We start from the raw sequence: 20,309 nt of genomic DNA on the forward strand, positions 1-20,309 counted from the left end.
ATTGCAAGTAGCGAGAACCGGTGAAGAGCCGTTATGATGAATGAAGAGCCGGAGTGTCTGATATTTTGTCAGTCTGTTCCGGAATGAAGGTGGTACCGCGAGACTAACCGTTTCGTCCTTTTGTTGATGACAGAGGGATGGAGCGGTTTTTTTATTTTCCAGGACACCAGAATAAACGAATGAAGGAGAATGAACATGAGCGAACAGCAAAAAGAGATTGGCATGCCAACGAAATATGACCCGCAGTCAATTGAAAAAGGCCGCTATGATTGGTGGCTTGATGGCAAGTTCTTCGAGGCTGGCCAAGATTCAGAGAAAGAACCTTATACAATCGTCATCCCGCCGCCAAACGTTACGGGCAAATTGCACTTAGGCCATGCGTGGGATACAGCGCTTCAAGATATTTTGACAAGAATGAAAAGGATGCAGGGCTATGATGTACTATGGCTTCCAGGAATGGACCATGCCGGCATCGCAACCCAAGCGAAGGTAGAAGAAAAGCTTCGCGGACAAGGCACTTCCCGCTACGACCTTGGACGTGAGAAATTCGTTGAAGAAACATGGAAATGGAAAGAGGAGTATGCTGGCCATATCCGTGAGCAATGGGCAAAGCTGGGACTTGGGCTTGATTATTCCCGCGAGCGTTTCACCCTTGATGAAGGGTTATCTAAGGCTGTTCGTGAGGTATTCGTAACCCTCTATGAAAAAGGATTGATCTACCGCGGAGAATACATCATTAACTGGGATCCATCCACAAAAACGGCTATCTCGGATATTGAGGTTATTCATAAAGAAGTAAAAGGCGCATTCTATCATATGAATTATCCGCTTGCAGACGGCAGCGGTCATATTGAAGTAGCGACTACACGTCCGGAAACAATGCTTGGTGATACAGCTGTTGCGGTACACCCGGAAGATGAGCGCTACAAGCACTTAATCGGCAAAACATTGCTTCTTCCAATCGTTGGCCGCGAGATTCCAATCGTTGGTGATGAGTATGTTGAGATGGACTTTGGTTCAGGTGCGGTTAAGATCACGCCGGCGCATGACCCGAATGACTTTGAGGTAGGTAACCGTCACAATCTTGAACGTGTTCTTGTCATGAATGAGGACGGCACAATGAATGCGAAAGCCGGCAAATACGAAGGCATGGACCGCTTCGAATGCCGCAAGCAAATCGTAAAGGATCTTCAAGAGGCAGGCGTTCTCTTCAAAATTGAGGAGCATATCCACCAAGTTGGACACTCCGAGCGCAGCGGTGCTGTGGTTGAACCATATCTTTCAACCCAATGGTTCGTTAAAATGGGTCCTTTGGCTGAGAGAGCTGTTGCCCTTCAAGAGACAGAGGAGAAGGTTCATTTTGTTCCTGAACGCTTTGAAAAAACATACTTGAACTGGATGGATAATATCCATGACTGGTGTATTTCCAGACAGCTTTGGTGGGGACATAGGATTCCTGCTTGGTACCATAAAGAAACCGGTGAAGTGTATGTAGGACGCGAGGAGCCGGCCGACATCGACAACTGGACACAGGATAACGATGTTCTTGATACTTGGTTCAGTTCCGCGTTATGGCCATTCTCCACAATGGGCTGGCCTGAGAAGGATGCAGAGGACCTCAAGCGTTACTATCCGACAGCGGCACTCGTAACTGGCTATGATATCATCTTCTTCTGGGTATCTCGCATGATCTTCCAAGGTCTTGAATTCACTGGCGAACGTCCATTTAAGGATGTACTCATCCACGGTCTAGTACGTGATGAGCAAGGTCGCAAGATGAGTAAGTCCTTAGGAAACGGTGTTGATCCAATGGAGGTTATCGATAAGTACGGCGCCGATTCCCTTCGTTACTTCTTAACGACTGGAAGCTCTCCAGGACAGGACTTGCGCTTCAGCTATGAGAAAGTAGAGTCTGTCTGGAACTTTGCGAATAAGATTTGGAACGCATCCCGCTTTGCCTTGATGAATATGGATGGCATGACTTATGAGGAAATCGATTTGAGCGGCGAGAAATCCGTAGCAGATAAGTGGATTCTGACACGCTTGAATGAAACCATTGAAACGGTAACAAGACTTGCTGATAAATATGAATTCGGTGAAGTAGGCCGTGCCCTTTATAACTTCATCTGGGATGACTTCTGTGACTGGTATATTGAAATGGCGAAGCTTCCGCTATATGGTGAAGACGAAGCAGCTAAGAAAACGACTCGTTCAATTCTGGCTTATGTGCTTGACCAAACGATGCGTCTCTTGCATCCATTCATGCCATTCATTACAGAAGAAATCTGGCAAAACCTTCCGCACGAAGGTGAGTCCATCACAACGGCTTCCTGGCCGGTTGTTAAGGATGAATTGACAGATGAAAAAGCATCTGATGAAATGAAATTGCTCGTTGAGATCATCCGCACTGTTCGTAACATCCGTGCAGAGGTGAACACGCCGCTCAGCAAGAAAATCAAGCTTTCCTTGAAAGCGAAGGATGCGGAAACAATGGCTGTTCTAGAGAAGAACCGCAGCTATATTGAACGCTTCTGTAATCCAGAGGAACTGACCATCGGAACGGATATCCCGGCCGATGATAAAGCGATGACCGCAATCGTGACAGGCGTTGAATTAATTCTTCCGCTTCAAGGGCTTCTTAATATTGAAGAAGAGCTCAAACGTCTTCAAAAAGAGCTTGATAAGTGGCAGAAGGAAGTTGAGCGCATTGAGAAGAAGCTTGGCAATGAAGGCTTCATGAAGAAAGCGCCTGAGAAAGTCATTGAAGAAGAAAGAGCGAAATTGGCTGATTACCTCGAAAAACGTGAAGCAGTCCAAAATCGTTTGAAAGACTTAGAAGAATTAGCTTAATATATGGTTAACCATAGCACCCTGTTCAATTTGAACAGGGTGTTGTTATAGGGAATGGAGTGATTGGATTGATCCACAGCTATGAAGAGGCACTTGAATTTTTTAATGACCGCGCCGTAAAGCTCGGCATGGACTTCGGTCTCGAACGTATGGAACTCGTGCTTGGAAGACTTGGTAATCCTGAGAAAAAGATTCCGATGGTTCATATCGCTGGCTCTAATGGGAAGGGGTCGACTCTCGCCTTCTTAAAGGAAATTTTGATGGCACAAGGATATAAGGTTGCTTCCTTTACCTCTCCCTATCTTGAGAATCCGAATGAGCAGATACAAATCGGCCATGAGATGATTACAGATGAAGAGCTTGTTGATCTAGTGAATGAGCTTATCCCTGTTTTGACAGAGATTGAAAGTGACAGAAACTTTTTGACCTCCTTTGAAGTCTATACCGTTCTTGCCTTCATGTACTTTGAGAAAAAACGGCCTTCTATCGCTCTGATTGAAACAGGGCTTGGGGGCAGGCTCGATTCGACGAATGTCATACATCCTTTGCTTGCTATTATTACGAGTATTTCCTTGGAGCATACACAACTTCTCGGGGATACGCTTGCAGAGATAGCGGCAGAAAAAGCAGGGATTATAAAAGAAGGCATTTCTGTCATTACGGCCGTTGAATCACTAGAGGCGCTGCAACCCATCATGGATAAAGCAGCCCAGAGCCATGCGGAATTATTTCATATGGGCAAGGATTTCTGGGTGGAGAACAGGGTTTTGGAAACAAGCTGGGAATTCTTTGATTTCCAATCGAAAGCATTTAGATACTCGGGGCTTAGGATCAATATGCTTGGCAGGCATCAGTTAAGCAATGCCTCATTAGCCATACAGGCTTGTACTTTGCTTGAGCGGAAATACGGTTTCATGGTTAAGGAGGAAAGCATTCGTTCAGGTCTGGCGAATGCGAAATGGAAGGGACGGTTTGAACAAATATCTACCGACCCAGTCATCATATTAGATGGTGCGCATAATGTATCCGGCATTAAAGCATTGCTTCAAACAATAGAGGAGCGGTTTGGGGATAAAAACGTACATTTTATCTTTGCCGCCTTGAAGGATAAGGATTATCCTCAGATGATAAGAGCCATTGAGAAAAAGGCTGCGAGCATTACATTCACCCAGACAGCGATGGACCGGATGAATGAAGCTCGGGAATTATATAAGATGAGTGAACATGAACAGAAATATATAGAAGTGAATTGGCAAGAGGCGATTAAAAGAACTTGCGGGCGAATCACGGGAGAGGATGTTCTGATTATTACAGGCTCTTTATACTTTTTGGCTGAAGCGCGCCCTTTCATCATTAATAGCCGATAATATTTACTGGTCCTTGTTGGCAGGTATCCGACATAGGACCTTTTTTTTTATCTTAATGTGACATTAATCAGAATATTTGATAAAATACGTTGTACAAATGGTTATTTTTACCTATTTTAACCCAGCTTTACCTTCGCGTCAGATTGAAATAACCATGCAAGCGTTCAAGTAAAGATATAACAGATAAATAGGTGCCAGCGACTATCAAGAGAAGTACCAGGTAATGAGCAAGGCAGAATGATAAGAAGGGTACTCATGCCGGTATCATGATATGGTCAGATAGGACATGAGACTGATATGGAGGGGAGTCACATTAACAGAGAAAAAACGGTAAGACTTAAGGGAACTAGGAAGGATAAGGATGAAGTGATTATAAAATACGGCAAGAATAATTTTCGAGGTTCAGAGCTTTATAATATAGGGGCAATTGATCCTGCACGCTACGATCTATCTGGCAAAACGAAATTTGGCGGAGCAAGCCGATGACTAGTCTCTACATTCTCATCTTCCTTATCGGTCTTATCCTTGGTTCCTTCTATAATGTCGTTGGACTAAGGATCCCAGAGAAGGAATCTATCATAATGCCGCGGTCGGCTTGTCCATCCTGCGGTCAGTCATTGTCCCCCTTTGAGTTGGTGCCGGTTCTATCGTATCTTGCTTTGAAGGGCAAATGCGGCAAATGCCAATCGGGCATATCCCCCCTTTATCCGATTATGGAGCTTGTGACAGGGATCTTGTTTGTGTCAGCGCCTATGCTGCTGGGATGGAAGGTGGAGCTTCTTATTGCCTGGGCATTTATCTCCCTTTTGGTTATTATTTTTGTGTCTGATTACGTATACATGCTCATACCAAATAAAATCCTGCTGTTTTTTGCTGCTTTCATGTTGTTGCTTCGTATATTCATCCCTCTCGATCCTTGGTGGGATATGTTTGCCGGGGCTGCGGTAGGGTTTGTGATTCCGTTCTTTATCGCAATTATCAGTAAAGGGGGGATAGGCGGAGGTGACATTAAACTCTTTTCCTTAATTGGCCTTTTGATAGGAGTAAAGGGCGTGCTCCTTTCCATCATGTTCTCTACACTCCTGGGTGCAGTCTTTGGGGGAATTGGGTTAGCGGCAGGGCTAGTGAAAAAAGGGGAGCCAATCCCATTTGGCCCGTTCATTGCAATGGGTGCCCTGGCTGCGTATTTCTTCGGGCAAGAGGTGCTCGATTGGTATTGGAAGCTTTTGTGATTATCCTAAGAGAGGAATAATTCCAGTTGGCATTATTCCATGTTTCAGCAGTATATCGACAGCGGAATATCAGAAATTTGACGAAAGCTTTTTGAACAATGCGACAAGAGTCTTGTTCTTTTTTTGGCGGCGGGTGATAAGATGAACTAAAACGCGGAGGCCATGCAATGGACAAGCCAACTCGGGAGAGAACCATCATTGTTAATGTGAATGGAGAGCAAAAGGTATATAAGTGGATTTCAAGCGAGAATCCTGGAGTACAGGAATCGTTTGAACAAGTGGCCAGCAGTGTTGAAGAAGAATCAAAGTCCCCGCTGTGGATTAACCCAGATGCTGAGGATACGAAAGCGGCCATTAAGGGAGAGAAGAAAGCAAGGAAAAAATGGGCCTTTGGTAAGGTTAAGCTGGATAAAATGCGTTTGTTTGGGATTGGGCTCCCTGTTCTTGTTGCCCTTGTCACAGGAACGGTGTTCGGAATCATTATGCTTAAGATAGTCCTTTTCAGCGGTCCAGGAGAGAAGGCTGATATGCAGCAGGGCGGGCTGCCTGCACTCGGAGCGTCTATTTCAGGCTCTGAGGGAAATCCGGTCAGCAAGGAATGGACCGCGTTCATGGTTCAAGCAGGTGTATACTCCTCGAGGGAAGCTGCAGAGGAACGGGCTGTCCTCCTAGAGGAAGATTATGCTCCGATTATCCTAAAGCAATCCGGGCAGTGGTATATATATATAGGGGCAGCGGGAAACCTTGAAGATGCCAAGCAATTGGCTGTATCCTTTAACAAGAAGGGCACAGAAACCTATTGGAAGGAAGTCAGCTTCACCGGTAAAAGCAGTCAGGTCTATTCCGAAGCAGAACAAAAGGCAATAAAGGCTATGCTTCATAATGTAAAGCAGTACGATCTTGTCACAGCAAAGCATTTAATGGGGGATAAAACGATTGCCCCAAAGCCTGAGGAAGTGTCTTTAGAAAAGGTTCCGGAAGAATTAAAGAACATGTATAATTTGAGCGAGAGCATGAAGAAGCTATGGTCACAATACCAGAAGGAATCAAAGCCTGATTTATTGATGCAGATCCAGCAATGTTCCCTTCAATTCGCTGCTGAATGGAATAAATTTTAACGCATTTCTCGGGAAATAATGATTCAAAAAGAGTAAAGTGAATCCTGATTAAGCTGAGAGTGGATGATACCGCTCTTTTTCTTTTGTGTGGAAGCAATAGGGAATTGAGAAAGGTGTCGCATTCTGTTAGGATTAATATGTATCTCCCTATCTAAACTTTTCATAGCAGGTGACGAAATGGATTTAATATTAGCTTCATCTTCCCCAAGAAGAAAAGAATTGCTAGAACTTCTCGGCATCCCCTTTCAAATAAAGGTGAGTGATGTGGAGGAGACCTATCAGGATGGATTGCAGCCCCATGAAATCGTGATGGAATTGGCGCGGATAAAATCAAATGCAATCGCTGAGACTAACAAGAAATCCGTTGTGATAGGTGCAGATACGATTGTCGTTTCTGACGGAAAAGTATTGGGAAAGCCAGCGGATAAGGAAGAAGCCATCTCCATGCTTACGCAGTTATCCGGAAAGGTCCATCAGGTATTTACCGGTGTGGCCCTCTTAAAAGACGGCAATACCCATCTTTTTTATGAAAAGACCGACGTAGAGTTTTGGCCATTAGAAGAGAAGGAAGTTGAACAATACGTGTTGACAGGAGAGCCGTTTGATAAAGCGGGTTCCTATGGCATTCAGGGATATGGTTCCTTACTGGTCAAGAGAATAGAAGGAGATTATTTCACGGTTGTAGGATTGCCCGTTTCAAGGCTGAATCGGGAGCTTAAGAAAATCATGCATACATAGAATACCCCGCTCCGTCAACGGAATGGAGGATGATATGGATACGCAGATTATGATTCGAGATTACCCGAAGGATGAGAGACCGCGTGAGCGATTCCTGCAATACGGTGGAGGAAGCCTCTCCAATCAAGAATTATTAGCCCTTCTGCTCAGAACGGGTACAAAAGAGGATTCTGTCATGGCATTAGCCGGTCAGCTTCTGACTAAGTGCGGCGGCTTAAGGCTATTGAAGGATTCCACGATTGAAGAAATGACGGCGATTAAGGGAATTGGGGAAGCGAAAGCAGTCCAGCTTGCTGCCGCCATGGAGCTTGGCCGCAGAATCAGCAATCTGACTAACGAAGAGCGGTACGTCATCCGTTCTCCAGAGGATTGCGCTAATTATTGCATGAATGATATGCGTTTTTTATCACAGGAACATTTTGTCTGCATTTACTTGAATACAAAAAACCAAATACTGCACAAACAAACAATCTTCATCGGCAGCTTAAACGCCTCCATTGTCCATCCCCGGGAAGTCTTCAAAGAAGCTCTCCGCAGGTCTGCAGCATCAATCATTTGCCTGCACAATCACCCCTCAGGTGACCCAACCCCGAGCCGTGAAGACATTGAAGTGACGAAACGCCTCGTTGAGTGCGGAAGAATCATGGGAATTGAAGTGCTGGATCATTTGGTTATTGGAGAGAAGAAATATGTCAGTCTGAAGGAAAAAGGATATTTATAATACTATGAATTCAAAAAAGGATGAGCTATAATATTACGTATGATTTTTAAACTGGATTTGTTTTCAGTTTTAAACGGGGAAAAAGCTCTGTTATTCGTTATTATGGCGGAAATATGGCGAAAATCCACGAAAGTTCTTTCAGATACGAGTATGGATTTATGCAGATATCGACAATATAATTAACAAAGTCATGAAGAGACGCTGTTTTACTTATATAGAAAAATATGACGAATAAATTCATGCCTATTATGGAATACGTTTCAGAAAGGGAGATATTAAAAAATGCTTGGAAATAGAGATTTAGGAATTGATTTAGGTACTGCGAATACGCTTGTTTATGTAAAAGGAAAAGGCATTGTTGTACGTGAGCCTTCTGTTGTAGCTTTTCAAACTGACACAAAATCAATCGTAGCTGTCGGGAATGACGCCAAAAACATGATTGGACGTACTCCAGGAAATGTTGTTGCTCTCCGTCCGATGAAAGATGGAGTAATTGCAGATTATGATACAACTGCGACGATGATGAAATATTATATGAAACAAGCGTTGAAAAACCAAGGCTTGTTTGCCCGTAAGCCATACGTCATGATTTGTGTGCCATCTGGCATCACTGCTGTTGAAGAAAGAGCTGTCGTTGACGCCACAAGACAAGCTGGTGCACGTGACGCTTATACGATTGAAGAGCCATTTGCGGCTGCAATCGGCGCTAACTTGCCTGTTTGGGAGCCGACTGGAAGCATGGTCGTTGACATCGGCGGCGGTACAACAGAAGTGGCAATCATTTCTTTAGGCGGTATTGTAACAAGCCAATCCATTCGCATTGCAGGTGATGAAATGGATGAAGCAATCATCAACTACATCCGCAAAAATTACAATCTTATGATTGGTGACCGTACATCTGAAGCGATTAAACTGGAAATCGGTTCTGCAGGGGATCCTGAAGGTGTTGAAAACATGGAAATCCGCGGACGTGACTTGTTGACAGGATTGCCAAAAACAATCGAAATCACACCTGATGAGATTGCCAAAGCTTTACATGACACTGTGTATGCGATTGTTGATGCTGTGAAAAACACGCTTGAGAAGACTCCGCCAGAGCTTGCAGCGGATATTATGGATCGCGGGATTGTCTTGACAGGCGGCGGCGCATTGCTCCGTAACCTTGATAAGGTTATCTCTGAAGAAACTAAAATGCCTGTCTTGATCGCGGAAAATCCGCTTGATTGCGTAGCAATCGGTACTGGAAAAGCGCTTGATCATATTCACTTGTTCAAGACGAAAGTAACGAAATAAAAACCGAATAAAAGCCTAAAAATCCCGGAAGAGGATAATAACGATGAAGGAGCAAGAATATGCCGCAATTTTTCTTAAACAAAAAATTGATTATCTTGCTGATTAGCATCATCTTTCTGGTGTCTTTAATAGGGTTCTCACTTAGGGAAAGGGATGAACTAAGCTGGCCGGAACAGTTTATGAAGGATTCTGCCGGCTTCGTACAAACTATTTTCCATAAGCCCGCTTCTGCAATAGCGGGCTTTTTTGAGAATCTTTCCGATTTAAGAAATACATATGAGGAAAATAAAAATCTTAAAGCGCGCCTGGAAGAGTATGTGAAGCTTGAAACAGAAATCTACGATTTAGAAAAAGAAAACAAAGAATTGCGAGCGATGGTTGAAAAGAAAGAGTCGCTCAATGATTATACCGTCACTCAAGCGACTGTCATCGGAAGAAGCCCTGAACGCTGGCACGAAACGTTAACGGTCAGCAAGGGGAGTGTAAACGGAATTGAGAAGAATATGGCTGTCATTACCGCACAAGGATTGATTGGAAAGGTGAAGAGTGTATCCCAATTCACCTCCACCGTTCAGCTATTGACAGCACTTGATCCGCAGAATAGGATCTCTGCCGTAGTGCAAGGGAAAAAGCCGGCGTATGGATTTATTCAAGGCTTTGACGAAGATAAACAAGCGCTTATGCTGACTGGACTGTTATATGATGCGGATATCAAGGAAGATTCTAATGTTGTGACTTCCGGTCTTGGAGGTGTATTCCCTGAAGGGCTGGTTGTTGGTACAGTAGAAGAGGTTATCATTGACCAATATGGTCTGACGCAGACTGCTTATATTAAGCCTGCAGCCAACTTTGATGATGTCAACGATGTCATGATTGTTAAACGTTCAACTGCTGAAGTTAATACAGACAGTACAGAGGGGGATGACCTATAATGAAAATTAGGGTATTCCTTCTTGCGGTACTTGTCTTTATTTCAGAGGGTATTTTTGTAGAGGTATTCTCAGGCCCTCTCTACAAAACTGATTATATTCTCGTGCCTAGATTTATCATGATTTTTTTGGTATTCCTGACCGTATACGGCAAAAAGGAAATGGCCATATGGTATGGGTTTGGGCTTGGAATCTTTTACGATGTTGTTTATACAGAAATACTGGGCATTTATACGTTCACGCTGCCTTTGATGGTTTACCTTTCATCACAGCTGATGAAGGTTTTGCAAGTGAATTTAGGCATTGTTTCTACGGTCAGTTTGCTTGCAATCACTGTCTTAGAAATCATTGTGTTTGAGTTGAACAGCCTGATTGGTTTTGCTTCATTAAGTTTCATTGATTTTGCAAAAATGAGATTGCTGCCTTCTCTAATATTAAATTTAGTTTTCCTGATTTTGTTTGGATATCTATTTGCGAAATGGATTAAGAAATGGACAGTTGAGGAAGACTTTTAAGCGGCGGAGCACCGCTAAAAGAGGGATTGCCAGCGCTCATGTCGAATTAAATTGCATTGAGGTGAGCACAGCGTCATGGGGAAAAAAACTGTACAGCATGTTATGATTAAAGGAAGTAAACAAGGCTTAACGATTGTCATTGATGACACAGCGTCCTTTTCTGAAGCGTTGAGGGACCTGGATGAAAAGCTGTCTATACATAATCAGCACCTGGCGAATAATGAGCCGACATCCAGTATTCATGTCACTATACATACGGGTAATCGATATTTAGCGGATGAGCAAGCAGCACGTCTCATCGAGCTAGTCGAGAAAAAAGGTTATATGACTGTAAAGAATGTCGAATCCAATGTCATTCTTTTAGAAGAATCAAAGCGGATGGCAGAGGAAGTAGCAGTTACAAAGGAGATGAAAATTGTCCGTTCAGGCCAAGTGCTTGAGGCAAAGGGAGATCTTCTCCTTGTTGGTGATGTCAATCCAGGTGGGACCGTTAAGGCGGGAGGCAATATTTTTGTGATGGGCACCTTGCGTGGCCGGGCCGAAGCAGGGATATACGGCAATAAGGATTGCGTGGTATCAGCTTCTGTTTTTAAGCCGGCGCTGATCACGATCGGGGATATATTGTATAACTCCTTTGATCATCATGAGCAGGATGACCAAATGATGGCATGTGCTTATGTGGATCAATCGAATGAAATTATATTTGATAGATTGCAAGTTTTAAGTAAAGTGAGACCGAATATATCCTTATTTGAGGAGGGCGTATAGCCATGGGAGAGGCCATCTTAATTACTTCCGGCAAAGGCGGTGTCGGTAAAACGACAACAAGCGCCAATGTCGGAACAGCCTTGGCATTAATGGGTAAAAAAGTCTGTTTGGTCGATACAGATATTGGATTAAGAAATTTAGATGTTGTCATGGGGCTTGAGAACCGAATCATCTACGATTTGGTCGATGTCATCGAGGAAAGATGCAAGGTTCATCAGGCACTTGTTAAGGACAAGCGTTTCGAAGATAGGCTGTATTTAATGCCGGCCGCTCAAACAGCGGACAAGTCTTCGGTTACCCCGAAGCAAGTGAAGAAATTAATTGAGACCTTGAAGCAGGATTTTGATTATATTATTATCGACTGTCCTGCGGGAATCGAACAAGGATACCGCAATGCTGTTGCGGGAGCAGACAAGGCCATTGTTGTGACGACTCCGGAAACAACAGCTGTGCGTGATGCAGACCGTATTATCGGCCTGCTGGAGAAGGAGCCGGATGTGGAAGCTCCGAAGCTTGTCATCAATAGGATTCGCAGTCATATGCTGAAAAATGGAGATGTGCTCGATATCGACGAGATTACAAACCACCTTTCCATTGATTTAATTGGAATTGTCGCAGATGATGATGATGTTATCAAAGGATCCAACCAAGGGGAACCAATTGTGTTTGACCCGAACAATATAGCTTCGATAGCTTACCGTGATATCGCTCGCCGTATTTTAGGCGAATCCATTCCGCTTAAGCCTTTAGAGGAAGCGAAGACCGGAGTCTTTACCCGCATTAAAAAATTATTCGGCGTCAAGAGCTGATGATATCAAGCCTGCTGCAGCCATCATGATGGCTGCAGCAGGCTTTTTTGTATTCTCCCTTCTAGTCATAGCTTGGACGAGGAAGTCATACTTTTTATAAACGAGGAATTTCTTAAGGGGTGAAGGGTATGGCATATAAAAGCAGCTCGGATGTTCGAAGAAGCATTGCTAAGCGTCGGAAAAATAGAGAGCGGAATTATGGGAAATATATCCCGGAAGAGAGGAAGCGGGATTCGATTCTTGCGGATAAAGAGCTGGATTGGGGAACAGAGACTATGGTTGTTTATGATGAGGGGATCAAAACTCCTCCAAATAAAGTGTTCATCAAAAAGGAATGGATGCTGTTTCAGCTTTTGGCTTCCATTTGCCTAGTGCTTGTAATGGCCATCATTTATCGCACATCCGCACCATGGACAAATGAGGCAAGGAGTGTCATCAGCGGTGTGTATGAACAGGAATTTCAATTTGCCAGTGTGGTGAATTGGTTCGACGAAACGATAGGACAGCCTTTTGCCTTTCTGCCCGAGAATTCTGGAAAAGATACGGGGAGCGATTTCTCTATGCCGGCAAGCGGAACCATCATGGAAAGCTTTGAACATAATGGTCAGGGCGTTATCGTGAAAACGGCTGCAGCAGCCTCTGTCGGAACAGTCAAAGAAGGTGTTGTGATTTATGCGGGAGAAAAAGAAGAATACGGGAAAACAGTCATTATCCAGCATGCTGACAAAAGCGAGTCTTGGTATGGGAATTTAGAATCCATTGACGTTAGCCTTTATGAGCAGGTAAAGAAGGGAGCAAAGCTTGGCAGGGTCCAAGCCTCAGAGGAAGAGGAGGGGAAGGGAGAGTTTTACTTTGCGCTGAAATCGGAAGGGAGATTCATTGATCCCGGTGAGGTGATTTCCTTTGAATAAGATTCTGCCTGTCTTCTCGAAAATCCGAGTTCATCCATTGACCTGGGCGGTTATGGCGCTCGGAGCTATGACGGCACAATTTGCGGAGTTATTGATGTTATTTTCCATTGTGCTTATACACGAGCTTGGACACGCTGTGGCGGCTCAAACATGCGGCTGGCGCATAAAGGCGGTGACGCTTCTCCCATTTGGCGGGGAGCTGGAAACAGAGGAACATGGGAATCGACCATGGAGGGAAGAGATGGCTGTGCTCTTTGCTGGCCCGCTTCAGCATCTCTGGCTTTACGCATTTGCCTTTCTGATTCATGTAAATGGGGGGATGGGAACCCATCTTTATCAAGAATTTCTCCTCTATAATACGGTTATTTTGGCCGTAAACCTCCTGCCAATCTGGCCGCTTGATGGGGGGAAGATTTTGTTTGTCCTCCTTAGCCTTCGTTATCCATTTGTACAGGCGCATCGCTTGATTATTCAGTATTCTATCGGCTCCCTTGCTGTTTTTCTCGTTTGTCTGTTGCTCTTGAATCCGTTGAACTTTAATTGGTGGGTTATTGGAGGGTTCCTTGGTTATTCATTATGGAAGGAATGGAAGCATCGGCAATTTGTGTTTATGCGTTTTTTGCTTGAGCGGCATTACGGACATCAGCACGATATTCGAGCAATCTCAAAGCTTGAGGCGGAAAGGGAAACGCCGATATTTGAAATACTCGAGCATTTTCGCAGGGATAATAAACATATCATCATCATTAAGAATGAGATTGAAGAGATTGGAAAGCTGGATGAGTCAGAGGTTCTTCATGCCTGTTTTACATCTAAACTCGCCTATCGTCCAATCGGAGAGCTGCTGTATCCTTATTGACTGGCAACCTCGGACTCGTTAAAGTTAGAGTAAGTGCCAGTTGGAGGATATTTTTTTATGAATAAAATTATATTGGATTATCAGAACGAGGAAAAAAGGCTTGGCATCTTGAAGGATGGCAGGCTCCATATATTTCATGTTGAACGGGATGGAGAAGGTCCTTATGCGGGCAATTTATATGCAGGGGTTGTACGGGAGGTTGTTCCCGGTATGAATGCGGCATTTGTAGATATTGGCCTTATGAAGAATGCGTATTTATCCTTTGAGGATACACCACGCTACCAACTGTCGGGCGGGAAGCCTGGCGTGGCCTATGTAAGGCAAGGGGAAAAGCTTCTTGTCCGCGTAATCCGCGATCCGCAAGGGACAAAGGGAGCAAAGGTAAGCGCACTGATAGAGGTTGCATCCCCAGAGCTTGTATTAATTAAGGGAGAGCATTTCGTGCGGACCTCAAAAAATGCGAGCCGTCAAACGGCGAGCAAATGGAATAGCATTGCCGCAAACCATTTGAAAGAGGATGAAGGGGTTATCATTCGCACACAGCTTTTAGACGCTTCGGCAGAGGAATTTGCGGCAGCACTTGATAAGCTGCGCGCAAAATACGAGGCGCTTATCGTGCAAGCGAAAAGCGTGAAGGCACCGGCGCTTGTTAGCGGGCATAACCGTTTTACGCAAATCGTGCAGAAGTGGACACAAGGAACAAAGGGAGAGTGTTACACGAACTCTTCTGAGGGAGCGAGGTTGTTAGAGGAGGCCGTCTCTTCAGATGATTGGGCGATTATGCGTTCTAAGAGTAAAATCCCTTTATTTGAGGAGCACGAGGCAGAGGCAGAGCTTGAGAAAATGGTCAAAAGAGTGGTCTGGCTTTCTAACGGTGCATACCTATTGTTTGAGCGGACCGAGGCCATGCACGTTATAGATGTGAATACAGGGAAATTCACTGGGAAGCATGAACAGCGTAAGACCATGCTTGATACCAATCTTCTTGCGGCAAAGGAAATTGGCCGCCAGATTATCCTCCGCAATCTGTCGGGCATCATTATCGCCGATTTTATCAACATGACCTCGGCATCCGACCGTCAAAGGGTGGCGGCAGAGGTGGAAGCGGCACTCAGCGTAGATTTGACTCGCTCAGTCGTCGTCGGCTTCACTGAGCTTGGCCTTTTGCAGATAACACGCAAGAAAGAAGGGCCAGACGTTTATGAAATCCTGCTCGATGATTGTCCGAGCTGTCATGGAACCGGGCTAATTCAAGGGAATAAGGCAGAATGGTTTGAGCTCTCAAGGCAGTTAGAGGCGATGCGCTATTTGATGGATGAGTGTCTATGGGTTGACGCTGATGCCCAGTTCTATGTCTTTTTGAAGGAGCGAGAAAAAGCCGTTGAAACGCATGGAAAGACAGTGATAATCAGGCGGGCTGCTGTGGAGGGGAGCCGGCGCTTCGTCATCCGTGCAACAGGGACGGCAGAAGAGCTTGAGGAGAGAATTGCCCGATCATCAGCTGCTGAAGGGGAAGGCGGCTTATTGCGATTAATGGCAAAACAAGATTGACAATGAATGTCCCGGTATGATAGTATTTGATTGTTATGTTTGTAGCACCCATGCTACAACCGCTCATGTCAGGTTATAAGTCCGCATCTGTGGCGCCTGCCGTTGGCGAGTCTTAGATCATTCAAGGAGGTGCAGGTATGTACGCAATTATCGAAACTGGTGGTAAACAAGTTAAAGTCGAAGAAGGTCAAACTATCTACGTTGAAAAATTGAACGTTGAAGAAGGTGGATCCGTTACTTTCGACAAAGTTTTATTCGTTGGTGGAGACGATGTGAAAGTTGGAAGCCCTGTTGTTGAAGGCGCTACTGTAACAGGTAAAGTTGAAAAACAAGGTAAAGACAAGAAAATCATCGTTTTCAAATACAAAGCGAAAAAGAACAACCGTAAGAAACAAGGTCACCGTCAGCCTTACACTAAAGTAACGATCGAAAAGATCAGCTTCTAAGGCGACGAGCATGATTAAAGTAAAGGTCGTTCGAGAAAGAGAACGAGTTCAATCGTTCAGCCTCTCAGGACACGCCGATTTTGCAAGAAAAGGTCAGGATATTGTTTGTGCCGGCGTATCGGCAGTAGCCTTTGGCTCTGTCAATGCGATTCTTAGCTTGACGAATGTGAAGCCTAAGATTGACCAGGCAGGCAAAGAAGGCGGCTATCTTGAAGTCACTTTTCCGGTAACGGAGGAGGACGAAAAGGTTCAGCTTCTCATTCAAGCCATGCTTGTGTCCCTGCAGACAATTGAACGTGACTATGGCAAATACATGAAAATTATAAATAGCTAACAGGAGGTGGAATAAATGTTAAGATTGGATCTTCAATTCTTCGCTTCCAAAAAGGGAGTAGGTTCCACAAAGAACGGACGTGACTCCATTTCCAAACGTCTTGGCGCTAAACGTGCTGATGGCCAATTTGTAAGTGGTGGTTCTATTCTTTACCGTCAACGTGGTACAAAAATCTATCCAGGTTTGAACGTTGGCCGTGGTGGAGACGATACACTTTTTGCTAAGGTAGACGGCGTTGTTAAATTCGAGCGCTTAGGCCGCGACAAGAAACAAGTGAGCGTATACCCTGTAGCACAAGAAGCATAATAAAAACAAACAATGAAGCTCTGACCTCATCGGTTGGAGTTTTCTTTTTATAGCCTCCTATGCTCAATCAGCTTTACGCTACACTTCCATATAGACCCCATGTATTATTGCTGCTGACGATGTATTCCTCTCCTGAAGAATTAAGGAAACAGCTATGCTATACTAATATAAACATATGTTGAATTAATCATTACCTCATTTTATTTATCCGACAGGAGAATGTATTGAGATGGAGACTAAATGGACCACAATCGATTTATTGAGGCACTCACGCCATGATTGGCTGAACAAGATTCAGCTGATTAAGGGAAATCTGGCGTTAGGGAAAATGGACCGCGTATCTGGGCTCATTGAGGAAATCATAATAGATGCAAAGCAGGAAGCAAAAGTATCAAATTTGGACATGCCATGCTTGGCAGAACTCTTGCTGACTGGGAATTGGCGTCATTATACATTCGAGCTCGGATTTGAGATTGTTGACGATATAGCTGGGTTTGCTGAACAAGACAGGAGCTTGACGGGTTTTGTGCTTGAATTCTTTGAAGCGCTCAACCAGCAGGTGACAGGAAGCTCTGTACATACCCTATTTGTCATGCTCAGCGTGTCTGAGGAAGCTTCCTTGAGGATCGGCTTTGATTTTCAAGGTCATGTGAACAGTGTCGAGCATCTATTCGATGGCTTGTCGGTGCCGGATTCTATTGAAATGTCTGCTCCTTCAGGTGATATAAATTCTTTTTTCTTTGAATTAACGGTAAGATAACAACAAAGAGAACCAGGTGAAAGAAAGTAGGTGTCAAACGCCATGTTTGTGGATCAAGTCAAGATTTATGTAAAAGGCGGTGACGGCGGTAACGGAATGGTAGCCTTCCGCCGAGAGAAGTATGTACCAAAAGGGGGCCCGGCCGGCGGTGATGGCGGCCATGGCGCCAATGTTGTGTTTGAAGTGGAAGAAGGGCTTCGCACATTAATGGATTTCCGCTATAAGAGACATTTTAAGGCTCCCCGTGGAGAACATGGAATGTCTAAAAACCAGCACGGTAAAAATTCGGCTGACATGATTGTGAAAGTGCCGCCGGGAACGGTCGTTTCTGATGCGGATACTGGAGAAATCATTGCTGATTTAACCGAGCATGGCCAGCGTGCCATCATTGCTAAAGGCGGCCGAGGAGGCCGAGGCAATACACGTTTTGCCACACCGGCAAACCCGGCTCCTGAATTATCAGAAAAAGGTGAACCAGGCGTTGAACGCAATATCATCATGGAATTGAAATTGCTTGCTGATGTGGGACTTGTAGGATTCCCAAGTGTCGGGAAATCAACCTTGCTTGCATCTGTATCAGCAGCGCGTCCGAAAATCGCCGAATACCATTTCACGACGATTGTGCCGAATTTAGGCGTGGTTGAGACAGAAGATGGACGCAGCTTTGTTATGGCCGATCTTCCCGGCTTAATTGAAGGAGCCCATGAAGGTGTCGGATTAGGCCATCAGTTCCTGCGCCATATTGAACGTACGCGTGTCATTGTCCATGTGATTGATATGTCCGGCCAAGAAGGGCGCGACCCATATGAGGATTATGTAACGATTAATAAAGAGCTTGAAGAGTACAATTTGCGCCTGACTGAAAGGCCGCAAATCATTGCCGCAAGCAAAATGGACATGCCGGATTCCGCGGAGAACTTACAGGCCTTTAAAGAAAAACTGGGAGAGGATATTCAAATATTCCCAATCTCTTCCGTTACACGTGAAGGCTTGCGCGAGCTTCTATATGCGGTAGCTGACAAGATTGAAGAAACACCGGAATTCCCGCTTGAGCATGGTGAGGAAGAAGCGGGCATCCATCGTGTTCTTTATAAGCATGAGGCGGAAAAAGAAGAGTTCATGATTAGCCGTGAATCTGATGGAACATTTGTTGTTACCGGCGAAAAGCTCGAAAAACTCTTTAAGATGACTGACTTCAGCCGTGATGAGTCCGTTAAGCGATTTGCCCGCCAGCTGCGTGCAATGGGCGTGGATGAAGCCCTTCGTAACCGTGGTGCTGAAGATGGGGATATCGTCCGACTGATGGAATATGAGTTCGAATTTGTAGACTAGATTTGGCTGAATGGTGATTGGGGGGCGTTTTGATGCAGAATAAGTTTGATAAGCGATTTTTTCTTGTGAGAGAGGACGTTTTGCCTGAGGCGATGCAAAAGACATTGCAGGCAAAAGAGATGATTGAACGAGGGAAGGTTCTATCTGTATGGGATGCGGTCAACAAGGTCGGTCTAAGCAGAAGTGCTTTCTATAAATACCGTGACACAGTCTTTCCTTTCCATAATGTCGTGAAGGAAAAAATTATTACGCTCTTTTTTCATCTCGAGGACCGCTCGGGCACGCTGTCAGAGCTCCTTCAGATTGTTGCCTCATCAGGATGTAATGTTCTGACCATTCATCAAACTATCCCTCTTCAAGGAAAGGCAAATGTGACCCTTTCCTTGAATACGGGGGATATGCAAATTGATATGAATGAATTTATCCATCGGTTAAAGAGCCTGGAGTTTGTAGATAAGGTAGAAATACTTGGCTCGGGGGCCTGATGTTTGAAAAAACCAGGCCTTTTTCTTGTTCATAAGAAAGATCAGCTAGAAGACTAGGGGGAAGGATTAGTGGAGAAGGTAGCATATCTAGGACCAAAGGCAACATTCTGTGATTTGGCGGCGACCAAATTATTTGATAATTCAGAAAGGGTTGCCTATGGGACGATTCCTGAATGCATTGATGCGGCAGGAAAGAACGAAGTGGACTTTGCGGTTGTTCCGCTTGAGAACGCGCTTGAAGGCTCTGTTAATATCACGATGGATTATTTAATTCATGAGGTACGGGTGCCGATTGTCGCAGAATTCTCTTCGCCGATTCGCCAGCATTTAATGATGCATCCAGACAATGCGGGAAGAATAGGGGAAATTGAACGCATCTATTCACATAGCCATGCTATTGCGCAATGTCATAAATACCTGCACGGTGAGCTGAAGGGAGTGAGATGTGAAAACACTACATCCACAGCCTTTGCCGCTCAATATGTGAGTAAGCATCCTGAGGAAGTGACAGCGGCAATCGCTAATGAGATGGCTGCAAGGGAATATGGGCTTACTATTGTGAAGCCTGATATTCATGATTATGCCCATAACCATACACGCTTTGTCGTGCTCAGTCATAAACCGATAGGCGAGCGGCTTGATGGACTGGTTCGCAAGGGGGAAAAAACAACGGTGATGGTCATGCTGCCGGCTGACCACGCCGGAGCCCTGCACCAAGTCCTTTCCGCGTTCTCATGGAGAAAGCTCAACCTTTCAAAGATTGAGTCAAGACCACTCAAAACGGGCTTGGGGAATTATTTCTTCATCATTGATATTGACCAGCTCATGGATGATATCCTTCTCCCTGGTGCAATTGCCGAGATGGAGGCGCTTGGCTGCAAAGTAAATGTAATGGGAAGCTATTATAGCTATTAAAAAAAGCTGCCTTTAGCACCGTAGTAAATCTAGGGTTCTTCAGGCGGCTTTTTGCGCTTTATTATGTGAT

At 44.7% G+C, this 20,309-nt stretch carries 22 protein-coding genes and 2 other annotated features (1 of these 24 only partly in view); all 22 genes read left to right on the plus strand.

What is annotated here, in order from left to right:
• Positions 1 to 123: a binding site (T-box leader), on the plus strand; it begins 124 nt to the left of the window's first position.
• A 72-nt stretch (positions 124 to 195) separates the two neighbouring features.
• The 22 genes from CYL18_RS00195 to pheA all read left to right on the plus strand — a co-directional run bounded on the left by CYL18_RS00195 (position 196) and on the right by pheA (position 20,239).
• Positions 196 to 2,850 (plus strand): valine--tRNA ligase, encoded by a 2,655-nt coding sequence (locus CYL18_RS00195; RefSeq protein WP_104847457.1) that lies wholly within the window; start codon positions 196 to 198, stop codon positions 2,848 to 2,850.
• Positions 2,851 to 2,909: 59 nt separating this feature from the next.
• Positions 2,910 to 4,217, plus strand: a complete 1,308-nt coding sequence (locus tag CYL18_RS00200) for a bifunctional folylpolyglutamate synthase/dihydrofolate synthase (RefSeq protein ID WP_146102792.1) — start codon at positions 2,910 to 2,912, stop codon at positions 4,215 to 4,217.
• A 297-nt stretch (positions 4,218 to 4,514) separates the two neighbouring features.
• Positions 4,515 to 4,703: a hypothetical protein gene (locus tag CYL18_RS00205; protein WP_104847459.1), complete on the plus strand. Its 189-nt coding sequence runs from the start codon at positions 4,515 to 4,517 to the stop codon at positions 4,701 to 4,703.
• Positions 4,700 to 5,449 (plus strand): prepilin peptidase, encoded by a 750-nt coding sequence (locus tag CYL18_RS00210; RefSeq protein ID WP_104847460.1) that lies wholly within the window; start codon positions 4,700 to 4,702, stop codon positions 5,447 to 5,449. The genes CYL18_RS00205 and CYL18_RS00210 overlap by 4 nt, the downstream gene beginning before the upstream one ends.
• Before the next feature lie 167 nt (positions 5,450 to 5,616).
• On the plus strand, positions 5,617 to 6,567 hold the full coding sequence (locus CYL18_RS00215; RefSeq protein WP_104847461.1) for an SPOR domain-containing protein: 951 nt from the start codon (positions 5,617 to 5,619) through the stop codon (positions 6,565 to 6,567).
• 177 nt (positions 6,568 to 6,744) lie between these two features.
• On the plus strand, positions 6,745 to 7,305 hold the full coding sequence (locus CYL18_RS00220; RefSeq protein WP_104847462.1) for a Maf family protein: 561 nt from the start codon (positions 6,745 to 6,747) through the stop codon (positions 7,303 to 7,305).
• 34 nt (positions 7,306 to 7,339) lie between these two features.
• Entirely contained in the window at positions 7,340 to 8,026 is a 687-nt protein-coding gene (gene radC / locus CYL18_RS00225; RefSeq protein WP_104847463.1) for a RadC family protein, read from the plus strand.
• Positions 8,027 to 8,308: 282 nt separating this feature from the next.
• Positions 8,309 to 9,319 carry a rod shape-determining protein gene (locus CYL18_RS00230; RefSeq protein ID WP_104847464.1) on the plus strand — a complete coding sequence of 337 codons (1,011 nt, stop codon included), beginning with the start codon at positions 8,309 to 8,311 and terminating at the stop codon, positions 9,317 to 9,319.
• A 59-nt stretch (positions 9,320 to 9,378) separates the two neighbouring features.
• Positions 9,379 to 10,251 carry a rod shape-determining protein MreC gene (gene mreC / locus CYL18_RS00235; protein WP_104847465.1) on the plus strand — a complete coding sequence of 291 codons (873 nt, stop codon included), beginning with the start codon at positions 9,379 to 9,381 and terminating at the stop codon, positions 10,249 to 10,251.
• Complete coding sequence (gene mreD, locus CYL18_RS00240; RefSeq protein WP_104847466.1) at positions 10,251 to 10,763, plus strand: rod shape-determining protein MreD; 513 nt, start codon at positions 10,251 to 10,253, stop codon at positions 10,761 to 10,763. Before mreC ends, mreD begins: the two co-directional genes overlap by 1 nt.
• Positions 10,764 to 10,838: 75 nt before the next feature.
• The gene (gene minC, locus CYL18_RS00245; protein ID WP_104847467.1) at positions 10,839 to 11,531 is read left to right on the plus strand and encodes a septum site-determining protein MinC; all 693 of its coding nucleotides are present in this window, start codon (positions 10,839 to 10,841) and stop codon (positions 11,529 to 11,531) included.
• Positions 11,532 to 11,533: 2 nt separating this feature from the next.
• Positions 11,534 to 12,340 (plus strand): septum site-determining protein MinD, encoded by an 807-nt coding sequence (minD, locus tag CYL18_RS00250; protein ID WP_104847468.1) that lies wholly within the window; start codon positions 11,534 to 11,536, stop codon positions 12,338 to 12,340.
• A 128-nt stretch (positions 12,341 to 12,468) separates the two neighbouring features.
• Positions 12,469 to 13,251, plus strand: a complete 783-nt coding sequence (locus CYL18_RS00255) for a M23 family metallopeptidase (protein ID WP_104847469.1) — start codon at positions 12,469 to 12,471, stop codon at positions 13,249 to 13,251.
• A complete protein-coding gene (locus CYL18_RS00260; RefSeq protein WP_104847470.1) occupies positions 13,244 to 14,110 on the plus strand; it encodes a M50 family metallopeptidase in 867 nt (288 codons plus the stop codon). Before CYL18_RS00255 ends, CYL18_RS00260 begins: the two co-directional genes overlap by 8 nt.
• A gap of 57 nt (positions 14,111 to 14,167) precedes the next feature.
• Positions 14,168 to 15,661, plus strand: a complete 1,494-nt coding sequence (locus CYL18_RS00265) for a ribonuclease E/G (protein WP_104847471.1) — start codon at positions 14,168 to 14,170, stop codon at positions 15,659 to 15,661.
• 47 nt (positions 15,662 to 15,708) lie between these two features.
• Positions 15,709 to 15,784 (plus strand) — a sequence feature (ribosomal protein L21 leader region).
• A gap of 14 nt (positions 15,785 to 15,798) precedes the next feature.
• A complete protein-coding gene (gene rplU, locus CYL18_RS00270) occupies positions 15,799 to 16,107 on the plus strand; it encodes a 50S ribosomal protein L21 (RefSeq protein WP_049670011.1) in 309 nt (102 codons plus the stop codon).
• Positions 16,108 to 16,117: 10 nt separating this feature from the next.
• Positions 16,118 to 16,441: a ribosomal-processing cysteine protease Prp gene (locus CYL18_RS00275; RefSeq protein WP_104847472.1), complete on the plus strand. Its 324-nt coding sequence runs from the start codon at positions 16,118 to 16,120 to the stop codon at positions 16,439 to 16,441.
• Positions 16,442 to 16,456: 15 nt separating this feature from the next.
• Entirely contained in the window at positions 16,457 to 16,747 is a 291-nt protein-coding gene (gene rpmA, locus CYL18_RS00280; protein ID WP_049670013.1) for a 50S ribosomal protein L27, read from the plus strand.
• A 229-nt stretch (positions 16,748 to 16,976) separates the two neighbouring features.
• Positions 16,977 to 17,507, plus strand: coding sequence for a Spo0B domain-containing protein (locus CYL18_RS00285; RefSeq protein ID WP_104847473.1), 531 nt, complete (start codon positions 16,977 to 16,979; stop codon positions 17,505 to 17,507).
• A 42-nt stretch (positions 17,508 to 17,549) separates the two neighbouring features.
• Positions 17,550 to 18,839, plus strand: a complete 1,290-nt coding sequence (gene obgE, locus CYL18_RS00290) for a GTPase ObgE (protein ID WP_104847474.1) — start codon at positions 17,550 to 17,552, stop codon at positions 18,837 to 18,839.
• Positions 18,840 to 18,871: 32 nt separating this feature from the next.
• Entirely contained in the window at positions 18,872 to 19,324 is a 453-nt protein-coding gene (locus tag CYL18_RS00295; RefSeq protein ID WP_149917113.1) for an ACT domain-containing protein, read from the plus strand.
• 69 nt (positions 19,325 to 19,393) lie between these two features.
• Positions 19,394 to 20,239 carry a prephenate dehydratase gene (pheA, locus tag CYL18_RS00300; RefSeq protein WP_104847476.1) on the plus strand — a complete coding sequence of 282 codons (846 nt, stop codon included), beginning with the start codon at positions 19,394 to 19,396 and terminating at the stop codon, positions 20,237 to 20,239.
• Positions 20,240 to 20,309: the final 70 nt, after the last annotated feature.

Origin of the sequence: Pradoshia eiseniae, from assembly GCF_002946355.1 — a bacterium.
Taxonomy (GTDB): domain Bacteria; phylum Bacillota; class Bacilli; order Bacillales; family Pradoshiaceae; genus Pradoshia; species Pradoshia eiseniae.

Coding starts and splice junctions, on each gene's coding strand:
- CYL18_RS00195 (WP_104847457.1), top strand. CDS start 196: ATGAGCGAACAGCAAAAAGAGATTGGCATGCCAACGAAATATGACCCG.
- CYL18_RS00205 (WP_104847459.1), top strand. CDS start 4,515: ATGGAGGGGAGTCACATTAACAGAGAAAAAACGGTAAGACTTAAGGGA.
- CYL18_RS00210 (WP_104847460.1), top strand. CDS start 4,700: ATGACTAGTCTCTACATTCTCATCTTCCTTATCGGTCTTATCCTTGGT.
- CYL18_RS00215 (WP_104847461.1), top strand. CDS start 5,617: ATGGACAAGCCAACTCGGGAGAGAACCATCATTGTTAATGTGAATGGA.
- CYL18_RS00220 (WP_104847462.1), top strand. CDS start 6,745: ATGGATTTAATATTAGCTTCATCTTCCCCAAGAAGAAAAGAATTGCTA.
- radC (WP_104847463.1), top strand. CDS start 7,340: ATGGATACGCAGATTATGATTCGAGATTACCCGAAGGATGAGAGACCG.
- CYL18_RS00230 (WP_104847464.1), top strand. CDS start 8,309: ATGCTTGGAAATAGAGATTTAGGAATTGATTTAGGTACTGCGAATACG.
- mreC (WP_104847465.1), top strand. CDS start 9,379: ATGCCGCAATTTTTCTTAAACAAAAAATTGATTATCTTGCTGATTAGC.
- mreD (WP_104847466.1), top strand. CDS start 10,251: ATGAAAATTAGGGTATTCCTTCTTGCGGTACTTGTCTTTATTTCAGAG.
- minC (WP_104847467.1), top strand. CDS start 10,839: ATGGGGAAAAAAACTGTACAGCATGTTATGATTAAAGGAAGTAAACAA.
- minD (WP_104847468.1), top strand. CDS start 11,534: ATGGGAGAGGCCATCTTAATTACTTCCGGCAAAGGCGGTGTCGGTAAA.
- CYL18_RS00255 (WP_104847469.1), top strand. CDS start 12,469: ATGGCATATAAAAGCAGCTCGGATGTTCGAAGAAGCATTGCTAAGCGT.
- CYL18_RS00265 (WP_104847471.1), top strand. CDS start 14,168: ATGAATAAAATTATATTGGATTATCAGAACGAGGAAAAAAGGCTTGGC.
- rplU (WP_049670011.1), top strand. CDS start 15,799: ATGTACGCAATTATCGAAACTGGTGGTAAACAAGTTAAAGTCGAAGAA.
- CYL18_RS00275 (WP_104847472.1), top strand. CDS start 16,118: ATGATTAAAGTAAAGGTCGTTCGAGAAAGAGAACGAGTTCAATCGTTC.
- rpmA (WP_049670013.1), top strand. CDS start 16,457: ATGTTAAGATTGGATCTTCAATTCTTCGCTTCCAAAAAGGGAGTAGGT.
- CYL18_RS00285 (WP_104847473.1), top strand. CDS start 16,977: ATGGAGACTAAATGGACCACAATCGATTTATTGAGGCACTCACGCCAT.
- obgE (WP_104847474.1), top strand. CDS start 17,550: ATGTTTGTGGATCAAGTCAAGATTTATGTAAAAGGCGGTGACGGCGGT.
- CYL18_RS00295 (WP_149917113.1), top strand. CDS start 18,872: ATGCAGAATAAGTTTGATAAGCGATTTTTTCTTGTGAGAGAGGACGTT.